This window comes from Psychrobacter immobilis, from assembly GCF_904846285.1.
Taxonomy (GTDB): Bacteria; Pseudomonadota; Gammaproteobacteria; order Pseudomonadales; family Moraxellaceae; genus Psychrobacter; species Psychrobacter immobilis_D.
The window spans coordinates 113,390-136,821 of sequence record NZ_CAJHAD010000006.1 but is presented as its reverse complement, the minus strand read 5'-3'; the positions used below and the strand labels follow the sequence as shown (position 1 = coordinate 136,821).

The following is a 23,432-nucleotide window of genomic DNA, read 5'->3' as shown; positions in this document are numbered from 1 at the left end:
TAGCTCTACTTCCAAGTAAGCTTCTCAATCATTGATAATAAGGGATATAGCTTTCTCTCAAAGTATCAAAAAATTGAGCAGACCCCTAGACTTCTTTTTTACATATTTAGAGTAAAGCTATTTTAGAGCCCGCAAGATTTCTGCAAATTCTGCTGAGACAAATTATCTACTCAAAACGTCAGTTAGAAGTGAAAGTATCCTGTTAGTAAGGAAATAACGCCAATATATCTGTTACTATCCTAGGTTTGAATCTATTCAGATTATCTTACTGGGAAACCAAAGTGAAGGGATAACCATGGCAGCTTATTACAATTGTATCCAACGTGAACAGCAAGCAGATAATGTTAGTATTGCGCATTATAAACCAACTCAACATGCCCAAGGCGCATGGAATCCACATGAACAGCATATGGCATCGGCGACGGGCTTGTTGACTCATGAGCTGATTCAATTTGCGCCGCAAGCGAATATGCGCATAGCACGCATTAGCCTTGATATCTTAGGGCTAATACCGCTTGATGATTTTGTTATTACTACTCGCTGTATTCGTCCGGGAAAAACCATCGAGTTAATAGAATCGGTCATGAGTAGTGGTGGTCGCGCTTGTATTACTGCGCGTGCTTGGCGACTCTTGACACAAGATACCAGCGCCATTGCAGGCTTGGAAGATCAAAACGCAATTCAGCATCCTGATGAGCTGCCCGTGTGGGAAGAGATGAAAAGCTGGCCCGGTGGGTTTGTCAAAAGCGTAAATCTGGTTGCTAATTCAGCGCGCCGTGCGGGCAAAGGTATGGTATGGATTACCAATGATACGGCGATGGTAGAAGACGAACCTACTACTGATGTGGTGCATCTGCTCGGGATGGTGGATCTTGCTAATGGCATCGTACCAAGACTGGGGTTAGAGCTGGATGATTTACAATGGATGTTCCCCAATACGGATTTGCAAATTCACATGCATCGTATGCCTAAAGGTCGCTGGCTAGGTCTAGAGGCGGTACAACAATACGGTGCTGACGGTATTGGTATCACCAGTGCGGTACTGCATGACGTCTATGGGCCTTTTGGACGTAGTGAGCAGATTCTTACCATTCGTCAGATTCCGCGTTAAACTTTATTAGTACATATTTTATTGGTACATAAAGGTTATAAGAGGCGATGGTGAAATCGATAGAGGATACCATCGCTAGCCGTATCATTCGTGCAAGCAACTTCACAGCACTATTCAAAAATCATCACAATAAAGTTTCAAATATCTGCTCAATAGAAGCCTGTTCTTTGTGTACGTTGACGACAGATATTCCCTGCATCGTGTAATAGAATCGTGCCGCTCTTATCTCCGCTTGCTCTTTGTCATATCCTAAATTTTCAAAAATCATCGCAATAAAAGTCAGACGGTGAGTATCGACTTCATTTAGAATTTCCTGCACCGCTTTATCGTTTTGTGACCAGTTACGAATGGCAAGCTCTAAAGCGGCGCCATTGGTCTTGGTGTTGCGCTTATAAGGAATCAAGAAAAGCTTTCTCAAGCGTTCTTCAGGTGTCAACTCTATATCACTCAAACGCTCGATAATGGAAACGGTTGAGCGAGTGCGCCAGTTTGACAACAGCTTTTCGAATAACTCTTTTCTACTACTGAAATGCCAGTAAAAACTTCCCTTTGTCACTTTCAGCTTTTTGGCAAGTGGCTCTACTCTGACGGCCGTGATACCAGATTTAGCCAGCTCAGATTCAGCGATATCCAACCAATCTTGAGCAGTCAGTTTGTTGGATTGACTTGGATTTTTTTCTATTAAATCCATGCTTTTAAGACCTCTACTTATTAAAAAAGAGTCAATCATCGTTGATTCACTCTTAAATAGTTCATTCATTGTATTTAGTAGGTTTCAAGTATTCTAAATGCTCAATACCAGATACCTAAAGCCCGATGGTACGATAGCACTCGTATTAATTGATAATCGTACACCAACTGAGCCATGCGCTCAATTAATCAGATAAGATTTTCCATATTTTATCATTTTAATCAAATTAAGTCTTAGTCTAATAAGCCATCAGCTTCATTCTCAACGACTCTTCAAAGATATCTTCTTCATTCTGCTCAATATCAATAAGCAGCGCTTTTACCATTTTTGTCCTTACTTCTTACCTAGATATACGGCTAGTTATTGCCTATAACATACGCTTTGGTATTCTATAAATTAATTAAAATTCATATATTTTTACTAAATTAAAATAAAATTTAACTAATAATTTTGATTAATAAATCTTCTTTTTTATCCTATAGGCTATTATTTATAAGGATTTAATAATTAAAGGCCTGTTAATCCTATTGTGCTTCGCAATCATACTAAGGATCATTTTTATTATTTACCATACGGTAGCGTATTGACATTAGTGATAATCTACATTATTGTAATTGTCAGTGATAAATAATCATCTCGTGAAAACTGTTATCAAGGAAGATTGAATATGCAAGTAATTGATTCTGGCAAAGGCAAAACGATTGAGGCTTTTGGACTGCAAACCAACTATTTGGAAATGGGCGAGGGTGAGCCATTATTGCTATTGCATGGTTCTGGACCAGGCGTCTCTGCCTATACCAACTGGCGTAAGATTATTCCTGAGCTGGCCAAACACTTTCGTGTCATCGCACCTGACTTAGCTGGCTTTGGACACACCGAAAGAGATCCTAACTTCAGTTACGATATTAAGCATTGGGGCAAGCACTTACTGGCTTTTTTAGATGCGTTAGGTATCGAAAAAACCCACGTCATTGGTAACTCATTTGGTGGCTCATTGACACTTGCAACGGCTGCCCGTTTCCCTGAAAGATTCTCCAAGCTCTGTTTAATGGGCACCCCTTGTGACAAATTCTTTATGACACCCGGCTTGCGCTCTGGATGGGATTACACACCATCACGCGAAAATATGCGTCAAGCCATGTCACATTTTCCTCATAATCCCGACACCATCACTGATGAATTGGTGGAAGAGCGTTATCAAACCAGCCTTATCCCTGGCGCTCAAGAAGGTCTGCGCAAGTTATTGGTGCAGCCAAATGAGGAAGAGGAGACAGAGCTTTCGGGCATGCCTGAGCATGTGGTCGCCAAAATTAATCATCCTGCTATCGTTATTCACGGCCGTGAAGACAAAGTGGTGCCAACAGAAATGGGCTTTAAGTTAGGTCGTTCGATGCCCAATGCAGATTTGCATGTCCTAGCCAATTGTGGGCATTGGGTCATGGCTGAAAGACCTAAAGAGTTCCTGCAATTGGTTATCAATCATTTCACGGCAGAATAGAGCGAGGTTGTTATGTTTCATGTTGGCAAATTAGAAGACTTAGACATTGGCGAAGCAATCAAGCTGGACCAATTTAACCCGCCAATCGCCATCATTCGTGGTGAAAGTGGTGAGGTTTATGCTATTGATGACACTTGTACCCATGCCCAAGCCTCATTTTGTGATGGTTTTGTAGAGGGTGACACTGTTGAGTGTCCGCTACATATGTCAGTCTTTTGCTTAAAGACGGGCGTTCCTGATAACCCGCCAGCGATAAAAGCCGTCAATGTTTATGATGTCGAAATCAGAGATGGTGAGATATACGTTGAGGTCGACAGATGAGCCAAATTGAGTCAGTCATCGTCGTCGGTGCGAGTGCCGCTGGAGTGAGTTGCGTCAGAACATTACGCCAACAGGGCTTTTTGGGCAGCATCATACTGGTCGATAAAGACCAACATGGCGCGTATGAGAGGCCACCATTATCCAAGCAGATTTTGATGCAAGCAGACAGCACCCACCACGATATTGCTTTAATCAGCGATGACGAGCTCACGGCGCTCAATATAGAAGCTCACTATGGTGATGGTGTGCGTCAATTAGATCCTACGACACGTCGCATCACTTTGGAATCTGGTAAAGCGTTAACTGCCGATGTCATCGTGTTGGCAACGGGTGGCGAGGCAAGACGACTGCCTATAGAAGGGGCAGATTTGCCACAAGTCTTGGTACTACGTCACTATGAAGATGCTCTAAACCTACGCCAAAGATTGACCGCTGATACACGCGTGGCGGTGATAGGTGGCGGCTTTATTGGTGCTGAAACTACAGCTTCGTTATCTAAATCTGGCGCCGCAGTACAGTGGTTAGATGCCGCAGCGTTGCCAATGGCTCATCTACTACCGACAGAATTATGCGAAAAAATTGTTGCTAATCACTGCGCCCAAGGTGTGGTGCTAACACCTCATTGCCGCCTCGATAAATTTATAGAGCAGGCGGACGGTAGTGTGTCCATATTGTTTGAAGATACCACGTCCATTGAGGTTGATGTCATCGTGATGGGCGTTGGTATGGCGCCAAGCACGCCTTATCTTTCGAAAGCAGTCAGCGCTGAGCTACTAAACCCAGTGACGGGCGGCATTCAAGTAAATGACAATCAGGCCACTAAATTTTCAGGCGTTTATGCGGCGGGAGACGTTGCGGCAGTGACCCAAGCTGATGGCTCAACGGTACGTCATGAACACTGGCAGTCAGCACAACATCAAGGGGAGCGAGCCGCCGCTGCTATTTTAAATAAAGAGCCGCCTGCTGCACCCGTCGATTGGTTTTGGTCAGATCAAGGCGATTTGCATATAGAAATGGCTGGCAAGATTTTACCCACCAAGGAGCATTTGGTTGTGAGACTTGAAGGTGATTGGTCGGTGTATTTTAGCGTGGTTGATAATCGCGTCATTGGTGCAGTCAGTGTCAATAATCCAAATGCCGTTCGCGCTGCCATGCGCATGATAAAAAATAATGTGAACGTTGAGCCATCACAATTGGCCAATCCAGAGCTACCACTGCGAGAACTGATGCGCGGCTAAATGCGCGGCTATATATGTGTTGTGTAGTGAAAGGATAAAACTCATAAAAGGGATTTTTAACATGTCAGAGATAAAAGCGTTGGGCTATCTTGGCTTCTCCATTGCTGATAAAGAAGCGTGGCGAGATTATGCCGAAAACATACTGGGTGTCAGTGTCGATGACCATGATAACGGTGATATGTCACTGCGCGTCGATTCATATGCTTGGCGTATTAAGCTTAAAAATTCAGATCATAACAATCTAGATTATGTCGGTTGGGAAGTCAGTGACAAGCAAGATTTGGAAAGTCTGAAAAGCCGCTTGCACGAGCATAAAATCGCTTTTGAAGTGGGTTTAGATGAGTTGGCAAAATCTCGTCAAGTGAAAGAGCTTATCGTCTTTTATGATCCTGACGGCACCCGCTGTGAAGCTTTTTATGGTCCTTTGCAATTGACCAATCAGCCTTTCGTTAGTCCTAAAGGTTTTCGCTTTATTACTGGCGAGCAGGGACTCGGTCATATCGTTCTTATTAGTAAAGACCATGCGGCGCAAGAAGCATTCTATACTCAGCTTTTAGGCTTCAAAGTATCAGATTACATCAATACCGAAATCGTACCTGGTAAACCTTTAAGTATCTCCTTCTTACGTTGTAACGGACGTCACCATTCTTTGGCGTTAGCGCCTGTGCCTATCCCAGCGAAAGTTGCTCATATCATGTTGCAAGTCGATAACGTCGATGACGTTGGTCGGGCGATGGATGCGGCAGAGAAAGCGGGCGCCCACTTCTCGTTCACGCTAGGTCGACACTCTAATGATGAGATGTTGTCTTTTTACACCATGAGCCCTTCTGGTTTTGATGTTGAATTTGGCTGGGGTGCCATAGAAGTTAATGATGATAGCTGGCATGTCAAAGTTCATCATACCAATTCAGCTTGGGGACATAAGTTTCAGCGTCCGCCACGTAAATAACCCACCTATATACGACGCAAAAATACACGACGCACATGAGAGCTTTACGTTATGAATGACAAGAATACTGCCGCCAATCTAGCCACTTCATTGTTTGATGCCTATACCAAAGGCGCAATCGCACCACTGCGTGACCAAGTTGATGCTAGCGATATCTCTTTGGCTTATAAGATTCAGCAAGAGAATCACCGCCGTTGGAGCGAGCAAGGTAGGGTAACCATTGGTCGCAAGATTGGTCTGACGTCAACCGCTGTACAAGCGCAATTAGGCGTAGATTCTCCTGACTATGGCATGGTCTATGCCGATACTTGCTATTGCTCAGGGGCGCAAATATCTGTCGGTCAGTTTTTGCAGCCCAAAATTGAAGCCGAAATTGCCTTCGTACTAAAGTCTGATTTAGATGCTGACCATTTAACGATTATCGATGTCATTAATGCCGTTGATTATGCCGTTGCCGCTTTAGAGATTGTCGATAGCCGTGTGGCGAATTGGGATATTAGCCTGTTTGACACCATTGCTGACAACGCTTCTTATGGCGGAATTATCGTGGGAACCACTCCTGTACTGCTCAGCCAACTGGATTTAGAAAACTGCAAAATGCAATTAGCAAATGGTGATGCAGTCGTTTCTGAAGGCGAAGGTCGGGCGTGTTTAGGCAACCCCTTATTGGCGACACTTTGGCTTGCCAATATGATGATTAAAAATGGTCAGCCACTCAAAGCAGGTGATGTGGTGCTATCTGGTGCTCTAGGTCCAATGATAGCTGTTAAATCAGGGGATCGCTTTACTGCCAGTATAGATGGTCTAAATAGTGTGTCAGTAAGTTTTATCGATTAATCAACCAAATAGCAAACCGAATAAGAAGTCCACCTATCGAAAAGGATGTCAATAATATGTCAACGAAAGCGAAAGTCGCCATCATCGGTTCAGGAAATATTGGAACCGATTTGATGATTAAAATTCTAAAAACCTCTCAAGAGCTAGAAATCGTCGCCATGGTTGGTGTCGATCCTGAATCTGATGGCTTAGCACGCGCCAAACGTATGGGCGTCGCAACCACTCACGAAGGTATCAATGGTTTAGTGGCTATGCCTGAGTGGAAGGACATCGCGATTGTCTTCGATGCCACTTCAGCCTCTGCACATGCCACCCATTCTAAAATTTGTAATGAAGCAGGCAAAGTTATTGTTGATTTGACCCCAGCTGCGATTGGTCCGTTTATTGTCCCAGCGGTCAATGGTGAGTCTAATATCGATCAGCCTAATGTCAATATGGTGACGTGTGGTGGTCAAGCGACCATCCCAATGGTATATGCCGTATCACGCGTTGCACCGGTGCATTATGCAGAAATCATCGCCTCTATCTCATCAAAATCTGCAGGACCCGGTACACGTGCAAATATTGATGAGTTTACCGAAACCACCTCGCAAGCAATTGAGCAGGTAGGCGGTGCCAAAAAAGGCAAAGCGATTATTGTCCTAAATCCTGCCGAACCCCCGATGATTATGCGTGACACTGTACTCACCTTTTCTGAAGATGCCAATGAAGACGATATTAGAGCCAGTGTTGATGAAATGGTAAAAGAGGTACAAAGCTACGTACCAGGTTATCGTTTAAAACAGACAGTACAGTTTGAGCGCTATACCGAAAAAAACCCATTGCATATACCAGATATCGGCACGCTGACAGGACTCAAAACTTCAGTATTCCTTGAAGTAGAAGGGGCGGCGCATTATTTGCCCTCGTATGCGGGCAATCTAGACATTATGACCTCAGCGGCACTGAAAACTGCTGAAAAAATTGCGGTAGCCAGACAAGCACAAGTAGGAGCATAAATCATGACTAATAAAAAACTATATATCCAAGACGTCACCCTTCGCGACGGTATGCATGCCATACGTCATCAGTATGGTATTGACCATGTACGTGATATCGCTAAAGCCCTCGAAGAAGCTGGTGTTGATGCCATTGAAGTTGCGCATGGCGATGGCTTAAGCGGCAGTAGTTTCAACTATGGCTTTGGTGCGCATACCGATTGGGAGTGGTTAGAGGCGGTTGCTGATGTATTAGACAAAACCGTATTGACCACACTATTGCTACCCGGTATCGGCTCTGTCAAAGATTTAAAGCGCGCTTATGATTTGGGCGTACGTTCAGTGCGTGTTGCAACCCATTGCACAGAAGCGGACGTCTCAAAACAGCATATCGAAACAGCGAAAGCGATGGGCATGGACACGATAGGCTTCTTGATGATGTCGCATATGGTATCGCCCACCAAACTGGCCGAGCAGGCAAAAATCATGGAGTCGTATGGCGCAGGTTGTGTCTATGTCGTAGACAGCGGCGGCGCGATGAATATGAATGATATTGCAGATCGGGTAAAGGCGCTAAAAGATACGTTAAATGCCAGCACTGAGCTTGGTATTCACGCGCATCACAACCTAAGTCTAGGTGTCGCCAATAGCATTGTCGCGGTCGAAAATGGCGTGACTCGTGTCGATGCTTCCTTGACAGGTATGGGCGCTGGCGCTGGCAATGCACCACTAGAAGTATTTATTGCCGCTATCAACCGTTTAGGATGGGAGCATAACTGCGACCTTTATAAATTGATGGATGCGGCTGAAGACTTGGTGCGACCACTACAAGACCGGCCTGTTCGGGTTGACCGTGAGACGCTAACACTTGGCTATGCTGGTGTTTACTCTAGCTTCTTACGTCACGCTGAAAAAGCGTCGAAGCAATACAATATTGATGTGCGCGAGATATTGGTTGAAGTAGGCAAGCGTAAGCTTATCGGTGGTCAAGAAGACATGATCGTTGATGTGGCTTTGGACTTAATTAATAAAGTGAAGGGGTAGAGGATATGGCCAATAGAGATATCGTATCTGCATTATATGATCAGATGCGGTTACCAGTTATCGTAGCGCCGATGTTCCTGATATCGGGCCCTGACTTGGTTATCGCATCGGCAAAAGCGGGAATAATAGGCTGTTTCCCAGCTCCTAATGCTCGCACGATTGAGGTATTAGAAGAGTGGTTAGACAAAATCGAGTCCGAGCTTAAAGATACCGCCTATGAGGGTATGTGGGCGATGAACATGATTGTTCATAAAAGCTATGACCGTTTTGAGGCCGAGTTGGCATTGGTTGAGCGCTACAAACCTAAGTTTGTGGTGACCGCGCTTGGTAGTCCTAAACGCGTATTAGATAGAGTTCATGCGTTTGGCGGCAAGGTTTTCGCCGATGTTATCAATGCAGAACAAGCAAAAAAAGCCGTCGAAGCAGGCGTTGATGGTCTGATTTTGGTTTGTTCTGGAGCGGGTGGTCATACCGGCAAATATACGGCTTTTGCTTTTGTAGAAGAGGTTCGCCGTTTTTATGATGGGCCTATCATCGTTGGCGGCGCGATACAAAGCGCCAAATCAATTGCCGCCTTGCTCGCTCTTGGGGCTGACTTTGCTTATATGGGCACTCGCTTTATCAGCTGTCCTGAGAGCTTAGTGAACGATGATTATCGCAGTATGTTGGTTGAATCAACCATGTCGGATATTGTGACGTCAGATGTCGTCTCTGGAGTGATGGCCAATTGGCTAAAAGCCAGTTTAGAAAAATCCGGCTTTGATCTTAAGTCGTCTAAAGGCAGTACGGAAATTGATTTTTCTGATATCCACGGGGAAGGTAAAGCTTGGAAGGACACTTGGGGCGCAGGTCACGGGGTGAGCGCGACCGAGTGCGTTGAGAGCGTCGCTGATGTGGTTGACTCGTTAGCTACCGAGCTTAAAACCTTGAAATCTACGCTTAACGATAAGCTTGCCGAATGGCCCAAAGCATAAGCAGTAAGTAACAAGCAGTTTCTATCTTTATATCCAATACCAATTGATGAGCATTGAATATAAAGATTCAAGTTAGTCTAACCATGGAAGGATGGGCAAAATGATTGAGTTTGTATCCAAAACTGACCCACAAATAAAACTTGGTCGCCACGATGTGGTCACTGATGACAGTGCTCAAAGCTATATTGTGCTACGTAATAAAGAGCCGCTTAATCTTGATGAGCATACGATGCTGGACTGCATTGATCACTGGGCTAAACGCTCTCCAAATACCGTTTGTATGCGTGAAAGAGCAGCGGATGGTTGGTCGGAGATATCTTACAAAGAGTTTGCCTCCAGAGTAAAGAGTATTGCGACGCATTTAGGTACTTTAGATATTTCAGCAGACAAGCCGCTTATGATAATAGCGCCAAACTCTATCAATCATGCGTTGGTAGCATTTGCAGCGATGACACTTGGCGTTCCTGTCACGCCTGTTTCAATTGCTTATGCAGTATACGGCAATTCCTTTGAGCGCCTGTCTAGTATCATCGATACGGTCAAGCCTGGTGTGATTCATTTTAGTAACACCAATTTATTTAAAAAAGCCGCAAACTTCATCCTTGAGCATCACGACATACCTTGTATTGCTTTCAATTCAGATATGGATGAAATCCCTGCGATTCGAAGCTTGCCGCAGGTGACAGAAACAGAAGTTGAGGAAAGAAGAGCAGCGGTTACTCAAGACACTATCTGTAAAGTGATGATGACCTCTGGCTCTACTGGCACGCCAAAAGGGGTTATTAACACTCATCGAATGATGTATAGCAATCAAGTTGCGCTCTATAAAATGTGGCCGTTTTTAAAGGATATGATCCCCAGTTTGGTTAGTTGGTTGCCGTGGAGTCATACCTTTGGTGGTAACGTCTGCGTCAATATCGCGTTGTTTAATGGTGGCACCTTAACCATCGATGATGGCAAACCTGTACCCGGACATATTGGCAGAACCATTGAAAATATCTGCATGATTGAGCCCAACATTCACTTCAACGTACCCGCTGGTATTGAAGCTTTATTGGCAGAATTTGAAGAAAACCATCGCCAAGCGCGCAAGTTCTTTTCAGTCGTAAAAGTCATCTTTATTGCTGCTGCAGCCTTACCTGAAAAAACCAGAAATAGATTGGCTGAGCTTTCCATTGAGCTGGTTGGCACCAGTCCTAAGCTTTTGGCTGGCTGGGGTTCTACAGAAACCGCACCTTTTGCAACCTGTCTAAACTTTGAGTCTGATGTCGCCGTTAATATCGGTGTGCCTATGCCCGGAACCGAGATTAAATTAACACCGGTGCAGGATAAGATGGCACTTGCGGTACGTGGTCCCAATGTGACGCCAGGGTATTGGCGCAATGAGAAGGCAACGGCTGAAGCTTTTGATGCAGACGGTTTTTATTCGATGGGTGATGCAGGTCGATTAATCAATCCAGACAACCCATCTGAAGGCTTGATATTTGATGGCAGAACGTCCGAGAACTTCAAACTGCGCTCTGGTACTTGGGTCAATGTCAATGCAATTAGAGTGGGAGTCGTGACGGCATTAAAACCTTACTTTTTAGACGCAGTTATTACAGGACACAACCAGTCGGAGATTGGTTTACTTATCGTGCCAAACATTGAGCGTCTGGCTAAAGAGTATCAATTGACGGAAGAGCAACAAAATGCCGCCCATTTGCAACAGCTGGATGCGGTTGTTCATCAGGTCGTTGAGCTATTGCAACAATATAACGACGTGTATTTCAGTAATAGTACCAGAATAGGTAGGGTGGCAATCATACCTGAGCAACCATCAATTGAAAAAAATGAAATAACTGATAAGGGCTATTTAAATCAACGAGCCTTATTAGAAAGTTGGTCAGAACTCATCGATAAGATGTATGACAAAGAAAGACAATCGAGTATTTACTTCCATTATTTTTAAATAATAACCGCTTACTAAACTAAAATCGCTTAATTTTAATTACGGAGAAACACTAATGTCAATGAATATACGGTCAATGGTTGATCACGAAAATGGATTAATAGATAGACGTATTTTTTGGGATGAGGCTATCTATCAACAAGAGCTAAAGCAGATTTTTGCACGCTGCTGGCATTTTGTCGCCCACGAATCACAAGTCGAATCCTTTGGCGACTTTATCACCACTTACATCGGAGAAGATGCAGTTATTGTCGCGAGAGCAAAAGATAAAAGCATCAACGTCATGCTTAATGCTTGTCCGCATCGCGGCAATAAAGTGTGCTTTGCCGGTGAAGGTAAAATTCGCTCATTTGTCTGTAATTATCATGGCTGGGCGTTTGGTCTAGACGGTAAGCTCAATGGTATGCCTGCAAATGAGCTGTATGACAAAACCGAAGGCTTTAACAAAGAAGACTGGGGCTTGCATAGAGCTCGCGTCGAAACTTATAAAGGCTTGGTCTTTGCAACTTTTGATGAAGAAGCGCCGTCGTTAGGAGAGTATTTGGGTGATTTCCGCTGGTATTTGGATGCAATCTTGGACGTAGACGATAAAGGCACTGAGTTTTTGCCTGGGACGACACGCTCATTACTTAAATGTAATTGGAAATATCCTGCTGATAACTTTGTCGGTGATATTTATCATGCTTTATGGACGCACCTTGGTGCGGCAGAGGCAACACTTAAAGAGGCTGGCGGCATTATGGTCAGTAATGAAAATTCTTATCAAGCCAGTGTCAATGGTCATGGTTGGGAATTTTCATTAGCCAATAACTTTGGTAATGCGGCGACCATGGGCGACAAAGATATCATCAAATATCTACGCTCTCGTGAGCAAGAGATTAGCAAGCGCTTAGGGGTAGCACGTGGAAAAATGCTAGGTTCGGTGGCATCGGGACTTATCTTCCCTAACTTTGCTTTCTTACCTGGTTACCTAACCTTTAGAACTTTTTTACCCAAAGGACCAACAGAGACAGAACTGCATAGCTGGACGTTAGTTCCAAGCGAAGCATCGGACGAGATAAAAGATAAGTGGCGACTGGGCGCGATGCGTACTTTTTCGCCAAGTGGGATTTTGGAGATGGACGACGGTGAAAACTGGGAACATGCCACGCTTGGCAACTCAGGATACGTCACTCGTAATCAAAAATTGTGCTATGCCATGAATCCAACGAAGGGCGAAGCGGTTCCTATTGACTTGCCAGGTACGGTTACCAAAGGTCAGTTGAATGACGCCAACCAACGTCTGTTTTTCAAACGCTATACCGAATTTATGGAAGCTGGCAGTTGGGCTGATATTCCACTAGCAGAGTCAAAATTCTAAAAGGAGCTAACCATGACCAGAGATCAGTTATTAGCACTTGAAGCTAAAGGTAAACATGTAGATATTCAGACTTTTTTTGATATTCAAAGGTTTGTCAATCATGAAATATATCTGCTAAATCACGAGATTCTTGATAAATGGGCAGACAACTTGGAAGACGATTTAATTTACTGGGCACCTATTCGCGAGAACATTCTGCGTAGGAACCGTACGCCAGAAATTACCACAGCTAGAGTATCCTTGTTTGAAGAAGATAAAGATTCAATCATGATGCGCCTAAAACGCAATGATAGTGGCATGTGCTGGACAGAAGATCCGCCAACCCGTCAGGTAACGGCGATATCAAACTTAGAGGTCTTTCATACCGATAAAGCGGACGAGTTTGAAGTCCATAGTGTATTTACTTTATACCGCAGTCGCTTTGAGCGTGATGACTCTACCTTGATGGGACGCCGTAAAGACATCTGGCGCAAAGTAGGCGATGAGTATCGTTTGGCTGGACGGCTGATTCTGCTGCAACAATCTACGTTACTGACCAAAAACCTAAACGTATTTATGTAGCGCTTTATAAAATTTAATAGGTGATTTTAAGGCAATAATATGCAAATGCTATTGAATAGACGAGTGATTATCACTGGCGCCGGCAGCGGTATCGGTAAAGCTATTGTAGACAGATTTCTGCAAGAAGGCGCTAAAGTGCTTGCTGTCGTACGCAAACCTGAACAAATAGAGAAGTTTTTAACCAATGAAAACTTCTGTTATGTGGTCGGTGACGTCAATGATTATGCGACCAACCAATCCGCTGTCGATACGGCAATTGAGAAGTGGGGCGGGCTTGATGCCATGGTAGCCAATGCTGGCGTGTGGGATTTCTTTAAAAAGCTGCAAAAAATGTCGGCGCAAGAGTTAGAAGACGGTTTTGAGCAAATCATGTCAACCAATGTCAGAGCCGTATTGATGGCGGCTCATGCCAGCTATGCAGCTTTAGAAGACTCGCGAGGCTGCTTTGTAACCACAGGCTCTAACGCTTGCTTCCGTCCGGGCGGTGGTGGGCCTTTATATACCGCTTCTAAATACGCGCTACGCGGCGTTGTTGCTCAGTTAGCATTAGATTTTGCCCCAAATGTGCGCGTCTGCGGCATCGCACCTGGCGCCACAGATACACCAATCGGCGGTACGGATGCATTAAATCAAACGGGCAAATCCATGAATAAAGATCGCGCGCGCCTAGAATCTATGGGCAAACATATCCCTCTAGGTCGTGTCTCCTCTCCTGAGGAACATACTGATCTTTATGTCATGTTAGCAAGCGCGAAGGGTGCACGCTATGTAACTGGCACTATCTTAGTCAGTGATGGAGGATTATCTGCCGGCCAATAGTATTTATCAAACGTGCTTTTAATTCTGACAATAAGCAATAGCTGTAAAAATAACCAAACCTAACTTTCATATTTATTTTGTACTCAAGGAAGAGTCTATGACAATCTCTGTGCCTAATGCTGTGCCAAAGAAACCTGCAGTAATGTATATGACATTATTCATGTGTTTTTGTATTGCCATTCTAGAAGGCTTCGATATTCAATCCATCGGTGTGGTGGCATCATCTATTCAAGCGGAATTTAATTTAAGTAAAGGGCAGCTGGGCTGGATTTTTAGCGCTGCCACTTTGGGCATGTTTCCAGGAGCAATCGTTGCTGGACGTCTCTCAGATAAAATTGGTCGTAAAAAGATACTCATCTTTAGCGTCGCGTTATTTGGCATTATGTCACTTATGACGGCATTTACCACTGATTTTAACTCATTAGTCATCGTACGTTTTCTCACCGGCATCGGTATGGGCGGGGCGCTACCTTTGATGATTGCCATGTCGTCAGAATCTGTCCCCGAGCGTTGGAGTGCCACTGCCGTCAGCGTGATGTATGCAGGCGTACCCTTTGGTGCGGGTATCACGGCGCTGATTGCTGGAGGATTCACTGGTGTAGGAGAGTGGAAAAGCATCTTTTACTTAGGTGGACTAACACCGATTGCACTTGTGCCACTGCTCTTTATTTTCTTAAAAGAAACGTATACCAAAAAAGAAGTTAGCCAAGATGCTGTGACGGAAAACACGGATTTTAAATTTATCTTATTCGGTGAAGGGCGTACCGCAACCACTATTCAAATCTGGCTAAGTTTCTTAGGCACCTTAATTGTTTTGTATTTTATTTTAAATTGGCTACCCGTGCTGATGCAGAACAATGGCTTGAGTCTAAAAAGCGCAAGCAACATCCAAGTCGCTTATCAAGTTGGCGGCGTTTGCGGCGTGCTGATTTTGGGTTGGTTGTTATCTAGTATCAAGCTTAGGTCTGTCGTCATCATGATTTATATCGGTATTTTGATCGGACTGTCTGCTTTAACTTTCTCCAAATCCCTAACCGGACTTATATTAGCCTCAGGTCTTTCAGGGTTTTTCATCACGGGCGGTCAGTCTGCTTTATATGCGCTTGCGGCGAGAGCTTATAGCAAGAACATGCGCGGTACAGGCGTTGGGGTGGCTGTTGCTATGGGGCGGGTTGGTTCATTCGTAGGGCCTTTATTAGCGGGTGTTATTTTCTCTTATAACTCAAACTCTTCATTTGTGATTGGCAGTAGTATTCCGGTCATTGTTATTGCTGGTATGGCTGCAATATTACTGGCAAATAACATCGCTCGACGTGAAAAAGTAGATCATGCTTTACTTTTAAAGGCTTAAATTAATCTTATAAAACGGACTTTATTGATAGAACCATAGGGAATAAAACAATCATGCATAAACTCACAAATATATCTTTGGCAGTGATTGCTGGTGTGCTGTGTACACAGGCGCAAGCGATAGAACTGGTCAAAAATGGCGATACCACCTTCAGTGTTGGTGGCTATGTTAAAGCAGAAGGCGTATTTGCCTCGCCAGATAAAGGAGAGTCTGATTTTGAAGGCAATGCTCGTGAGTCTCGCATTAACTTCACCACTACGACGCTAGTAGATAATAGAAAATTGAAAGGTTTCATTGAAGGGGACTTTTACGGAGACTATGCATCAGGTGGCTCCAATTTGCGATTGCGTCATGCTTATTTGCAGGTAGATAATGTGACGGTTGGTAAGACTTGGAATGGTCAGTTTTTTGCGGTCGCTCCACGTTTGACTGAACAACTTGATTTCTGGGGCACTGGTCTTGGAACCATCGCTGGTAGTGGGATTTATGCTCGTCCAGATTTGACGTTGCATTATGCTAACAAGGGACTGCGTTTGACGGCTCAAGACCCTGTTTATGAAGAGGCGGATTTGCCAGATATGGTGGCAAGCTATAGTGATGATATCTCCAATATTGGCTATACTTTAGCGGTTACTGCTCGTGAAGCTGGAACGGGTGTTGGCAATGATTTGGATTCGGATGTGGGTTTGGGTGTTTCATTGGCAGGTAAGCTAAGCTTGAGCGACGGCTCGCTACATGTTAGTGTTTATACAGGTAAGGGCATGGGGGTTTATTCTGGCGTGTGTACGACGGGCGCACTAACGCCAGTCAGCCTAAATTGTGATGCTGAAAACGGTGACCTTGTTTCGCAAACTGGCTTTAGTATAGGCTATCGTCATGTCTTTTCACCAAAACTGCGTGGCAATATGCGTTACGGAGAGGTCAATGTAGATCATGAGGCAGATACTTCGATCGATATAAAGAGCGCTAACCTTATCTACACCTATTTACCAAATCTTGATATTGGTGTTGAATGGCGAGACCGTAGTGACACGACGCTTCCTTGGAGACAAGCGGGTCAGGAAGTAGAGGTTATGGCGAAATATACCTTTTAAACACTCCACACTATGCTTTGCTAAAATTTGAGCAATAAAAAACCCTTACAAGTCGATGACTGTAAGGGTTTAAATTTGGTGGGCCCAGTAGGACTTGAACCTACGACCAAAGGATTATGAGTCCTCTGCTCTAACCAACTGAGCTATGGGCCCTAACGTTAGACGCACAATGATACCTGATTTTTCTAGATTTTCAAGTAAAAGATAGGAACTAATCAAGATATTTTCATGCAGCACTACTTTCTATCAAATATGACCACCAGCCAATGTCAGGCTGCGACCGCCATCTACCGTAATTATCTCACCAGTGACGTAACTGGCGTGCGCCAGATAAAGGACACTATACGCAATTTCCTCAGGTCTGCCTATCCGCTGCATAGGGATAGAGTTGATGATGCTTTTTTGCTGCTGCGGGTCAAGCGCTTGGTCGCTATCCGCTTCTGGCAAGATGTTCACGCCAGGAGCGACGCCATTGACGCGTACCTCGGGCGCCATATCAAGTGCCAGAGACTGGACCATCATCCGATGTGCCGCCTTTGCCATATTGTAGACGACGTAATTTTTAAAAGGTTTATCATGAGCATGGATATCAAGTAGGCTAATGATGCAGCCCTGCTGTGTGCGTAGATAAGGATATAACGCTTGGCTTAATAATAAAGGTGCTTTGGCATTGGTCAAAAACAATTCATCCCATTGATCAAGATTGATATGACCAAGCGGAGTTGGATAAAAGCGTGATGCGTTATGTATTAAGACATCGAGTTGCTCAAATGCTTGCATGATATTGCGAATAAATTGCTGTAGCGTCTCGCTATTATTAATAACCGCCAAATCTGCAAGGACAACGACCGCACTATCAGGACGAATTTGATTAAGCGCATCAGCTAACGTATTGGCTTCTTGCTTACTATGATGACAATGAATAATGACACGATAGCCTTGCTCATGGGCGGCACGGACAATAGCCGCACCGATACGCTTAGCGCCACCGGTTACGAGCATAACAGGTGCTATGTTATTACTAATCGCTGTTTGAGTGGAAATAAATTCTTGATTCATAAAAGATATGTTTTTATTATTTAAAGTGCTGGTTTAGAGAGCTTGTTTACGAGAAATGTTGTGCTTGTAAATGCTCAATTCTACGTTGTCGTAATGCTTCGCCAATCGCTGGACCTTTGAGATTTTCATCAATATCATCAATGCCGATTGCATGAAAGCTGCCTAGTGCCAACATCATTTGTCGATGCTGTATGGCGAGTTTTAATACATGGCTCGTGACCAAGAGCTGTGAGAGTTTTTCCGGCGTTTTATGGGCGCTACAAGCTTGGATAAGATCAATTTTCTCGGCGGCGCTAAGTTTGTCTATGATGCTAATATTCTTTGCCTGCTGCACAAATAAAGTGGCAAATTGGGTCTGCGCTTTTGGCACTTTTGCGCTGTTTCCTATCTCATTAATATCTTTAACAGCAGTTACTATGCTAGCTGATTCTATATTATTTGATGTTGTATTATCTGAATTCGAGTCTGTAGGTTTCAGAGCAAATAAATCTGTGTTCATACTAGCCATTAATAACGCCCAGCGCTGCGATAAATTCAATTGCATTTGACCGGCGAAATACAATGCGGTTTGTACAATCTCTTTTATTTGACCGTATTGAGCATGACTCCAAACTTGATGTAGCGGGGCAAAATACTCTGTTAGCGCCCCAATCTCAAACAGCTGCTGCCAATATACCTGCGGCGACACTTGCATCATGGCACGGCTCGATTCTTGCCAAATACGTTCACTACTTAAATGCGCAAGCTCGCCTGAGCCTACCAATTGGCGCATCAATAGCAAGGTTTCATCGGCGATGCGAAAGCCCAAATCGTAATAACGTCCATAAAAGCGTGCGGTTCGCAGTACCCTCAATGGGTCTTCACTAAAAGCACTTGAGACATGACGTAGGGTTTTACTTTTAATGTCATCCAATCCGCCATAGTAGTCAACCACTTCACCATTGATGGGCGTGTCATCGGTAAGGCTCTTGACTTCAATCGCCATAGCATTGACAGTTAAATCACGACGCTGCAAGTCTTCACGCAAGGTGACATCAGGGCTGGCATGCACGCTAAAGCCTTGATAGCCTAGGCCTTGTTTGCGCTCCGTACGTGCTAGAGCATATTCTTCACGGCTAACGGGATGCAAAAACACCGGAAAGTCTGCGCCCACTTGTTGAAAGCCTGCCGCCAGCATATCTGCGACAGTGGCGCCGACGACGACAAAGTCTTTGTCTTTGATAGGACGACCTAACAGTTGGTCACGGACAGCACCGCCGACGAGATACACTTGCATAATAGTCTCTTTTTTATCCAGTATTTACTAAATCGTTTTGCCAAAAAAAACCAGTCAACGCTCGCTTAGGAGTATTGACTGGTTTTAGTATAGCAGACGGCTTCTATAAATAACTAACAGAAGACCGGCTTAGCCATGTGTTTATACGCTATATAAACAACTACTTCTGCTCATTGATTAAGTCTTGAGCTTCAGTAACTGCAAGCGCTGTCATATTAACCACACGACGCGCTGTCGCTGATGGGGTTAGGATATGCACAGGTTTATTAGCCCCTAGCAAGATAGGACCAATAGACGCACTGCGGGTTGCTGTTTTGAGTAGGTTAAAAGCAATGTTCGCTGCATCAAGCGTTGGCAAAATTAGCAGATTTGCTGAGCCTTTTAGGTTACTTGATGGTAAATCATTAGCACGAATATGCTCATCAAGTGCCGCATCACCTTGCATTTCACCATCGAATTCAAAGTCGACATTCATTTCTGTCAGTAGTTGATGTACTTTACGCATTTTTACTGCGCTGGCACGGTCTGATGTACCAAAGTTTGAATGCGAAACCAGTGCCACGCGTGGCGTGATACTAAAGCGGCGTAATTGATCGGCTGCCAGTACCGTCATTTCAGCCAATTGTTCAGCCGTTGGGTCTTCATGGATATAAGTATCAGCAATAAAGATATTGCGATCTTGCATTAGCACAGCGTTCATCGCATAAAAATCACTGACGCCGTCTTTTTTACCAATGACTCTGCTGACATATTTTAAATGTAGATGATAGTAGCTGAATGTGCCACAAATCATGCCATCAGCATCACCATTTTCAACCAGTAAGGCACCGATTAAAGAAGTCTTGCGACGGACATCACGGCGGGCAAGCTCGATACTGACGCCATTACGTTTGTTTTTCTCGTAATAGCCTTGCCAGTAGTCTTTATAGCGTGGATCGTCATCTTGATTCACAATGGTGATATTCTCACCATCTTTTAGGCGTAGCGCTAATTTTTCAATATTCTTTTCGATGATGGCAGGACGACCTACCAAGATTGGATGTGCCAACTGCTCATCGACGACCACTTGTACCGCGAGCAAGACGTTGCTGTCTTCGCCTTCACAGTACACGATACGCTTAGGGTCAGCTTTCGCGCGGGCAAAGATAGGCTTCATGACAAACGCTGAGTTATAAACAAACTCAGACAAGCGTTGACGGTAGGCTTTCATATCCGTGATAGGTAGCGTCGCAACCCCAGAATCCATCGCCGCTTTAGCAACAGCAGAAGCAATTTCGATGATTAAGTTCGGCTCCAAAGGTCCTGGAATCAAATATTCGCGTCCAAAGCTTGGCGTGCTTTCAACGTTTTTCACGTTGCTCATTGGCGTGGCTTCAACATGCGCCATGGCGGCGATTGCTTTTACGCAAGCAATTTTCATCTCTTCATTAACGGTCGTTGCGCCAACGTCTAACGCACCGCGGAAGATATAAGGGAAGCATAACGCGTTGTTTACTTGGTTGGGATAATCTGAGCGACCTGTTGCCATGATGACGTCTGGACGTACCGCATGGGCCAATTCTGGCATAATCTCAGGCGTTGGATTGGCAAGGGCAAAGACGATAGGGTCTTTTGCCATACGGCGAACCATGTCTTCGGTCAATGTACCAGGCATAGACAAGCCTAAGAACATATCGACATCATCCATCACTTCTTCGATGGTAGATGCAGTGGTATCACGGGCATAACGCTGCTTAGTCTCATCAAGGTTTTCACGGCTGGTAGTAATGATACCGCGTGAGTCTGATACCAAGATGTTATTTTTATCAACACCAAGCGCACAAATGATATCCAAACAAGAGATAGCGGCTGCACCAGCGCCTGAACAAACGACTTTAATTTCTTCAATTTTTTTGCCAGTGATGAGCAAAGCGTTTAGCATCGCTGCGGCAACAATGATTGACGTACCATGTTGGTCATCGTGGAATACTGGAATGTTCATACGTTTACGCAATTCGAGCTCGATTTTGAAACATTCTGGTGCTTTGATGTCTTCTAAGTTAATACCACCAAAAGTAGGCTCTAGAGACGCAACCGCTTCGATGAACTTATCTGGATCGTTTTGAGCAATTTCAATATCAAAAACGTCAATACCAGCGAATTTTTTGAATAGAACCCCTTTACCTTCCATCACAGGCTTTGATGCCAATGGACCAATATTCCCTAAACCAAGTACCGCAGTACCGTTGGTAATCACACCGACCAAGTTGCTACGAGCAGTATATTTAGCTGCTAAAGCTGGATCTCTTTGAATCTCAAGACAAGGTATCGCAACCCCTGGTGAATAGGCGAGCGCCAGATCACGTTGGTTGGCCAGTTGCTTGATAGGTGTTACTGAGATTTTACCCGGGCGTGGGAACTCATGGTAATGTAGGGCAGCTTGTTCAAACTGCTCTTTTTCCGTGGTAGGAGCATCCGTATTCAAAGTGATATCGTCATTCATAATAATTGCCATGGTTGGGATAATTGGAATAAAGTAAATGGGATAAAAAACTAACGTCTAAACCTCAAAACCATGAAAGATGACAATGAGGGTGCTTTTATACTAAAAAGGTCATGATTGGCGACTAGACATCAGGGTAAAAACAACAATCGTACAAAAACAGCTATTCTAGCATTATTGGCATTTAACTGCCTAGTCAGCTCGACTGAATAGTGCAAGCAATATAATAAAATGATATTCATTATTTCGCTGGTTGATGATGACAAATAATAGGGCGAAATATCAACCATAATTGCATCATGTTTCAAAATATTACAGAATAGTCGCTTACTCGTATTTTATTAAGAAGAGCAACTAATCGGTATCTGCGGCGCATGCGGAGCAGGTGGTAAGGTATCAAGTTCGGTGGCGATGTCTTGTACGCTATAAGGAGTAGCAAGCAATTCAAAGACTCGACTTAACTCATCAAACTGTCCCTGTTCCGCCGCCGTGATAACGCGCTGCGCCATACTATTACGTAACACATAAACCGGATTATTGCTGCGCATCTCCTCAATAGATGCCTCGCTAGATAACGGCTGCAGCGCTGCCAAATACCGTGTTGACCAATCTTGCCAGACTTGCTGCGCCTCATTATTAAACTCAGCAGTCATTATTGTGAGCAGCTGCTGTTCATGAGGATGCTCGTTTGGTGCGACCAAACCCAATAGCGCGCGGAAACTATTGCTATAGTCGAGTAAGTTATCTTCTAGCAATGTCAGCCATTCAAAGGCAAGGGTCAAGCTCTCTTTGGCGTGTGGTAATCCCAGCTTACGGCACAGCCCTTGCTGATAATGCTGCATAAAAGTCGCTTCATACGGCGCTAGGCAATCAGCCAAGGTATCGCGTGTGACACCCTCTAGACGCATAAAGTGCGGTAGCCAAATATTTAAGTTCCAATGCCCAATGGCAGGTTGATTTTGATAAGCATAGCGTCCGGTATGGTCGGAGTGATTGTTAATCCAAGCAGGATTAAAACGCTCCATAAAACCAAATGGACCAAAGTCTAAGGTGCTGCCAGTAATCGATAAGTTATCGGTATTCATCACCCCATGGGCAAAGCCAATCAGCTGCCAGTCCGCAATCATACGCGCCGTACGCTCAACTACGGCTTGTAAAAATGCCAAGACCGGCGTTTCACTATCACGGCATTCTGGATAGTAAGTATCAATCATATAGTCGGTAAACTCGCCAAGCAGGTCAGGTGCAAAGCTGGCAATCCACTCAACATGACCGAAGCGAATGTGACTGTCAGCAACGCGCATCAAGGCTGCTCCAGCTTCCATACGCTCGCGGCGCACTTTGGTATCTGATACCACAAAGCCCAAGGCATTAGACGAGGGGATGCCAAGTTGGGTCAGCGCATGGCCACATAAATATTCGCGGATGGTACTACGCAGTACCGCGCGACCATCGCCCATCCGTGAATAAGGGGTTAGACCAGCGCCCTTTAGATGTAAGTCCTGCAATTGGCCGTTATTATCGAGTACTTGTGCCATGAGTAAACCACGGCCATCGCCCAATTGTCCCGCCCATTGTCCAAACTGATGACCAGCATAGGCCATCGATAGCGGCTGAAACTGAGCTGGCACGTATTGACCACCCAATATCTCGACCCAACGCGCCATCAGCTCATCGTCATCAAGCCAGCCCAATTGCTCGGCAACTTGGGTATTAAAATGACCGGCGCGAGGATTGTCGAGCGGTGTCGGTGGCTGCTCATGATAAAGGCGAGTGTCTAATTTGACGTAAGTATTTTGATAACGCATAGGTGCCGTTCCGATTTAAGGGTGAAGTAGT

At 44.6% G+C, this 23,432-nt stretch carries 20 protein-coding genes and 1 tRNA gene; 15 read left to right on the top strand and 6 right to left on the bottom strand.

What is annotated here, in order from left to right; translation table 11 throughout:
* Window positions 1-295 precede the first annotated feature (295 nt).
* Window positions 296-1,111, top strand: a complete 816-nt coding sequence (locus JMX13_RS05745; protein WP_201610780.1) for a thioesterase family protein — start codon at window positions 296-298, stop codon at window positions 1,109-1,111.
* A gap of 124 nt (window positions 1,112-1,235) precedes the next feature.
* Here the strand turns inward: JMX13_RS05745 and JMX13_RS05740 are convergent, their stop codons facing one another.
* The gene (locus JMX13_RS05740; RefSeq protein WP_201544032.1) at window positions 1,236-1,802 is read right to left on the bottom strand and encodes a TetR/AcrR family transcriptional regulator; all 567 of its coding nucleotides are present in this window, start codon (window positions 1,800-1,802) and stop codon (window positions 1,236-1,238) included.
* 667 nt (window positions 1,803-2,469) lie between these two features.
* On the opposite strand from JMX13_RS05740, the gene JMX13_RS05735 reads away from it, so the two are divergent.
* The 14 genes from JMX13_RS05735 to JMX13_RS05670 all read left to right on the top strand — a co-directional run bounded on the left by JMX13_RS05735 (window position 2,470) and on the right by JMX13_RS05670 (window position 16,776).
* Window positions 2,470-3,300 carry an alpha/beta fold hydrolase gene (locus JMX13_RS05735; protein ID WP_201610778.1) on the top strand — a complete coding sequence of 277 codons (831 nt, stop codon included), beginning with the start codon at window positions 2,470-2,472 and terminating at the stop codon, window positions 3,298-3,300.
* A 12-nt stretch (window positions 3,301-3,312) separates the two neighbouring features.
* A complete protein-coding gene (locus tag JMX13_RS05730; protein ID WP_062536176.1) occupies window positions 3,313-3,621 on the top strand; it encodes a bifunctional 3-phenylpropionate/cinnamic acid dioxygenase ferredoxin subunit in 309 nt (102 codons plus the stop codon).
* The gene (locus tag JMX13_RS05725; protein ID WP_201610774.1) at window positions 3,618-4,859 is read left to right on the top strand and encodes an NAD(P)/FAD-dependent oxidoreductase; all 1,242 of its coding nucleotides are present in this window, start codon (window positions 3,618-3,620) and stop codon (window positions 4,857-4,859) included. Before JMX13_RS05730 ends, JMX13_RS05725 begins: the two co-directional genes overlap by 4 nt.
* A 61-nt stretch (window positions 4,860-4,920) precedes the next feature.
* The gene (locus JMX13_RS05720; protein ID WP_201610762.1) at window positions 4,921-5,808 is read left to right on the top strand and encodes a VOC family protein; all 888 of its coding nucleotides are present in this window, start codon (window positions 4,921-4,923) and stop codon (window positions 5,806-5,808) included.
* A 51-nt stretch (window positions 5,809-5,859) separates the two neighbouring features.
* Entirely contained in the window at window positions 5,860-6,645 is a 786-nt protein-coding gene (locus JMX13_RS05715; RefSeq protein ID WP_201610752.1) for a 2-keto-4-pentenoate hydratase, read from the top strand.
* Window positions 6,646-6,701: 56 nt separating this feature from the next.
* Window positions 6,702-7,643: an acetaldehyde dehydrogenase (acetylating) gene (locus JMX13_RS05710; RefSeq protein ID WP_201610738.1), complete on the top strand. Its 942-nt coding sequence runs from the start codon at window positions 6,702-6,704 to the stop codon at window positions 7,641-7,643.
* 3 nt (window positions 7,644-7,646) lie between these two features.
* Entirely contained in the window at window positions 7,647-8,666 is a 1,020-nt protein-coding gene (dmpG, locus tag JMX13_RS05705) for a 4-hydroxy-2-oxovalerate aldolase (RefSeq protein ID WP_201610730.1), read from the top strand.
* A gap of 5 nt (window positions 8,667-8,671) precedes the next feature.
* Entirely contained in the window at window positions 8,672-9,640 is a 969-nt protein-coding gene (locus JMX13_RS05700) for an NAD(P)H-dependent flavin oxidoreductase (protein ID WP_201544044.1), read from the top strand.
* Window positions 9,641-9,740: 100 nt separating this feature from the next.
* Entirely contained in the window at window positions 9,741-11,591 is a 1,851-nt protein-coding gene (locus JMX13_RS05695; RefSeq protein ID WP_201610720.1) for an AMP-binding protein, read from the top strand.
* A 55-nt stretch (window positions 11,592-11,646) separates the two neighbouring features.
* A complete protein-coding gene (locus JMX13_RS05690) occupies window positions 11,647-12,951 on the top strand; it encodes an aromatic ring-hydroxylating oxygenase subunit alpha (RefSeq protein WP_201610711.1) in 1,305 nt (434 codons plus the stop codon).
* Window positions 12,952-12,963: 12 nt separating this feature from the next.
* A complete protein-coding gene (locus JMX13_RS05685) occupies window positions 12,964-13,512 on the top strand; it encodes a 3-phenylpropionate/cinnamic acid dioxygenase subunit beta (protein ID WP_201610703.1) in 549 nt (182 codons plus the stop codon).
* 39 nt (window positions 13,513-13,551) lie between these two features.
* Entirely contained in the window at window positions 13,552-14,331 is a 780-nt protein-coding gene (locus JMX13_RS05680; RefSeq protein WP_201610701.1) for an SDR family NAD(P)-dependent oxidoreductase, read from the top strand.
* A 97-nt stretch (window positions 14,332-14,428) separates the two neighbouring features.
* Window positions 14,429-15,682 (top strand): 3-(3-hydroxy-phenyl)propionate transporter MhpT, encoded by a 1,254-nt coding sequence (gene mhpT, locus JMX13_RS05675; RefSeq protein ID WP_201610693.1) that lies wholly within the window; start codon window positions 14,429-14,431, stop codon window positions 15,680-15,682.
* Between the two features lie 53 nt (window positions 15,683-15,735).
* A complete protein-coding gene (locus tag JMX13_RS05670) occupies window positions 15,736-16,776 on the top strand; it encodes a hypothetical protein (protein WP_201610691.1) in 1,041 nt (346 codons plus the stop codon).
* 76 nt (window positions 16,777-16,852) lie between these two features.
* Here JMX13_RS05670 and JMX13_RS05665 read toward each other — a convergent pair.
* The 5 genes from JMX13_RS05665 to JMX13_RS05645 form a co-directional block, all read right to left on the bottom strand.
* Window positions 16,853-16,929: transfer RNA gene (locus JMX13_RS05665), tRNA-Ile, on the bottom strand.
* Between the two features lie 93 nt (window positions 16,930-17,022).
* The gene (locus tag JMX13_RS05660; RefSeq protein ID WP_201610683.1) at window positions 17,023-17,835 is read right to left on the bottom strand and encodes a pteridine reductase; all 813 of its coding nucleotides are present in this window, start codon (window positions 17,833-17,835) and stop codon (window positions 17,023-17,025) included.
* Window positions 17,836-17,881: 46 nt separating this feature from the next.
* On the bottom strand, window positions 17,882-19,111 hold the full coding sequence (locus JMX13_RS05655) for a tRNA nucleotidyltransferase (RefSeq protein ID WP_201610681.1): 1,230 nt from the start codon (window positions 19,109-19,111) through the stop codon (window positions 17,882-17,884).
* A 160-nt stretch (window positions 19,112-19,271) separates the two neighbouring features.
* Complete coding sequence (locus tag JMX13_RS05650; protein ID WP_201610679.1) at window positions 19,272-21,593, bottom strand: NADP-dependent malic enzyme; 2,322 nt, start codon at window positions 21,591-21,593, stop codon at window positions 19,272-19,274.
* Between the two features lie 341 nt (window positions 21,594-21,934).
* A complete protein-coding gene (locus JMX13_RS05645) occupies window positions 21,935-23,401 on the bottom strand; it encodes a protein adenylyltransferase SelO (protein ID WP_201610677.1) in 1,467 nt (488 codons plus the stop codon).
* Between the last annotated feature and the right edge of the window lie 31 nt (window positions 23,402-23,432).

What these genes read in the sequence shown, in the direction of transcription:
- JMX13_RS05745 (WP_201610780.1), top strand. Translation starts at nt 296, where the DNA reads ATGGCAGCTTATTACAATTGTATCCAACGTGAACAGCAAGCAGATAAT.
- JMX13_RS05740 (WP_201544032.1), bottom strand. Translation starts at nt 1,802, where the DNA reads ATGGATTTAATAGAAAAAAATCCAAGTCAATCCAACAAACTGACTGCT.
- JMX13_RS05735 (WP_201610778.1), top strand. Translation starts at nt 2,470, where the DNA reads ATGCAAGTAATTGATTCTGGCAAAGGCAAAACGATTGAGGCTTTTGGA.
- JMX13_RS05730 (WP_062536176.1), top strand. Translation starts at nt 3,313, where the DNA reads ATGTTTCATGTTGGCAAATTAGAAGACTTAGACATTGGCGAAGCAATC.
- JMX13_RS05725 (WP_201610774.1), top strand. Translation starts at nt 3,618, where the DNA reads ATGAGCCAAATTGAGTCAGTCATCGTCGTCGGTGCGAGTGCCGCTGGA.
- JMX13_RS05720 (WP_201610762.1), top strand. Translation starts at nt 4,921, where the DNA reads ATGTCAGAGATAAAAGCGTTGGGCTATCTTGGCTTCTCCATTGCTGAT.
- JMX13_RS05715 (WP_201610752.1), top strand. Translation starts at nt 5,860, where the DNA reads ATGAATGACAAGAATACTGCCGCCAATCTAGCCACTTCATTGTTTGAT.
- JMX13_RS05710 (WP_201610738.1), top strand. Translation starts at nt 6,702, where the DNA reads ATGTCAACGAAAGCGAAAGTCGCCATCATCGGTTCAGGAAATATTGGA.
- dmpG (WP_201610730.1), top strand. Translation starts at nt 7,647, where the DNA reads ATGACTAATAAAAAACTATATATCCAAGACGTCACCCTTCGCGACGGT.
- JMX13_RS05700 (WP_201544044.1), top strand. Translation starts at nt 8,672, where the DNA reads ATGGCCAATAGAGATATCGTATCTGCATTATATGATCAGATGCGGTTA.
- JMX13_RS05695 (WP_201610720.1), top strand. Translation starts at nt 9,741, where the DNA reads ATGATTGAGTTTGTATCCAAAACTGACCCACAAATAAAACTTGGTCGC.
- JMX13_RS05690 (WP_201610711.1), top strand. Translation starts at nt 11,647, where the DNA reads ATGTCAATGAATATACGGTCAATGGTTGATCACGAAAATGGATTAATA.
- JMX13_RS05685 (WP_201610703.1), top strand. Translation starts at nt 12,964, where the DNA reads ATGACCAGAGATCAGTTATTAGCACTTGAAGCTAAAGGTAAACATGTA.
- JMX13_RS05680 (WP_201610701.1), top strand. Translation starts at nt 13,552, where the DNA reads ATGCAAATGCTATTGAATAGACGAGTGATTATCACTGGCGCCGGCAGC.
- mhpT (WP_201610693.1), top strand. Translation starts at nt 14,429, where the DNA reads ATGACAATCTCTGTGCCTAATGCTGTGCCAAAGAAACCTGCAGTAATG.
- JMX13_RS05670 (WP_201610691.1), top strand. Translation starts at nt 15,736, where the DNA reads ATGCATAAACTCACAAATATATCTTTGGCAGTGATTGCTGGTGTGCTG.
- JMX13_RS05660 (WP_201610683.1), bottom strand. Translation starts at nt 17,835, where the DNA reads ATGAATCAAGAATTTATTTCCACTCAAACAGCGATTAGTAATAACATA.
- JMX13_RS05655 (WP_201610681.1), bottom strand. Translation starts at nt 19,111, where the DNA reads ATGCAAGTGTATCTCGTCGGCGGTGCTGTCCGTGACCAACTGTTAGGT.
- JMX13_RS05650 (WP_201610679.1), bottom strand. Translation starts at nt 21,593, where the DNA reads ATGAATGACGATATCACTTTGAATACGGATGCTCCTACCACGGAAAAA.
- JMX13_RS05645 (WP_201610677.1), bottom strand. Translation starts at nt 23,401, where the DNA reads ATGCGTTATCAAAATACTTACGTCAAATTAGACACTCGCCTTTATCAT.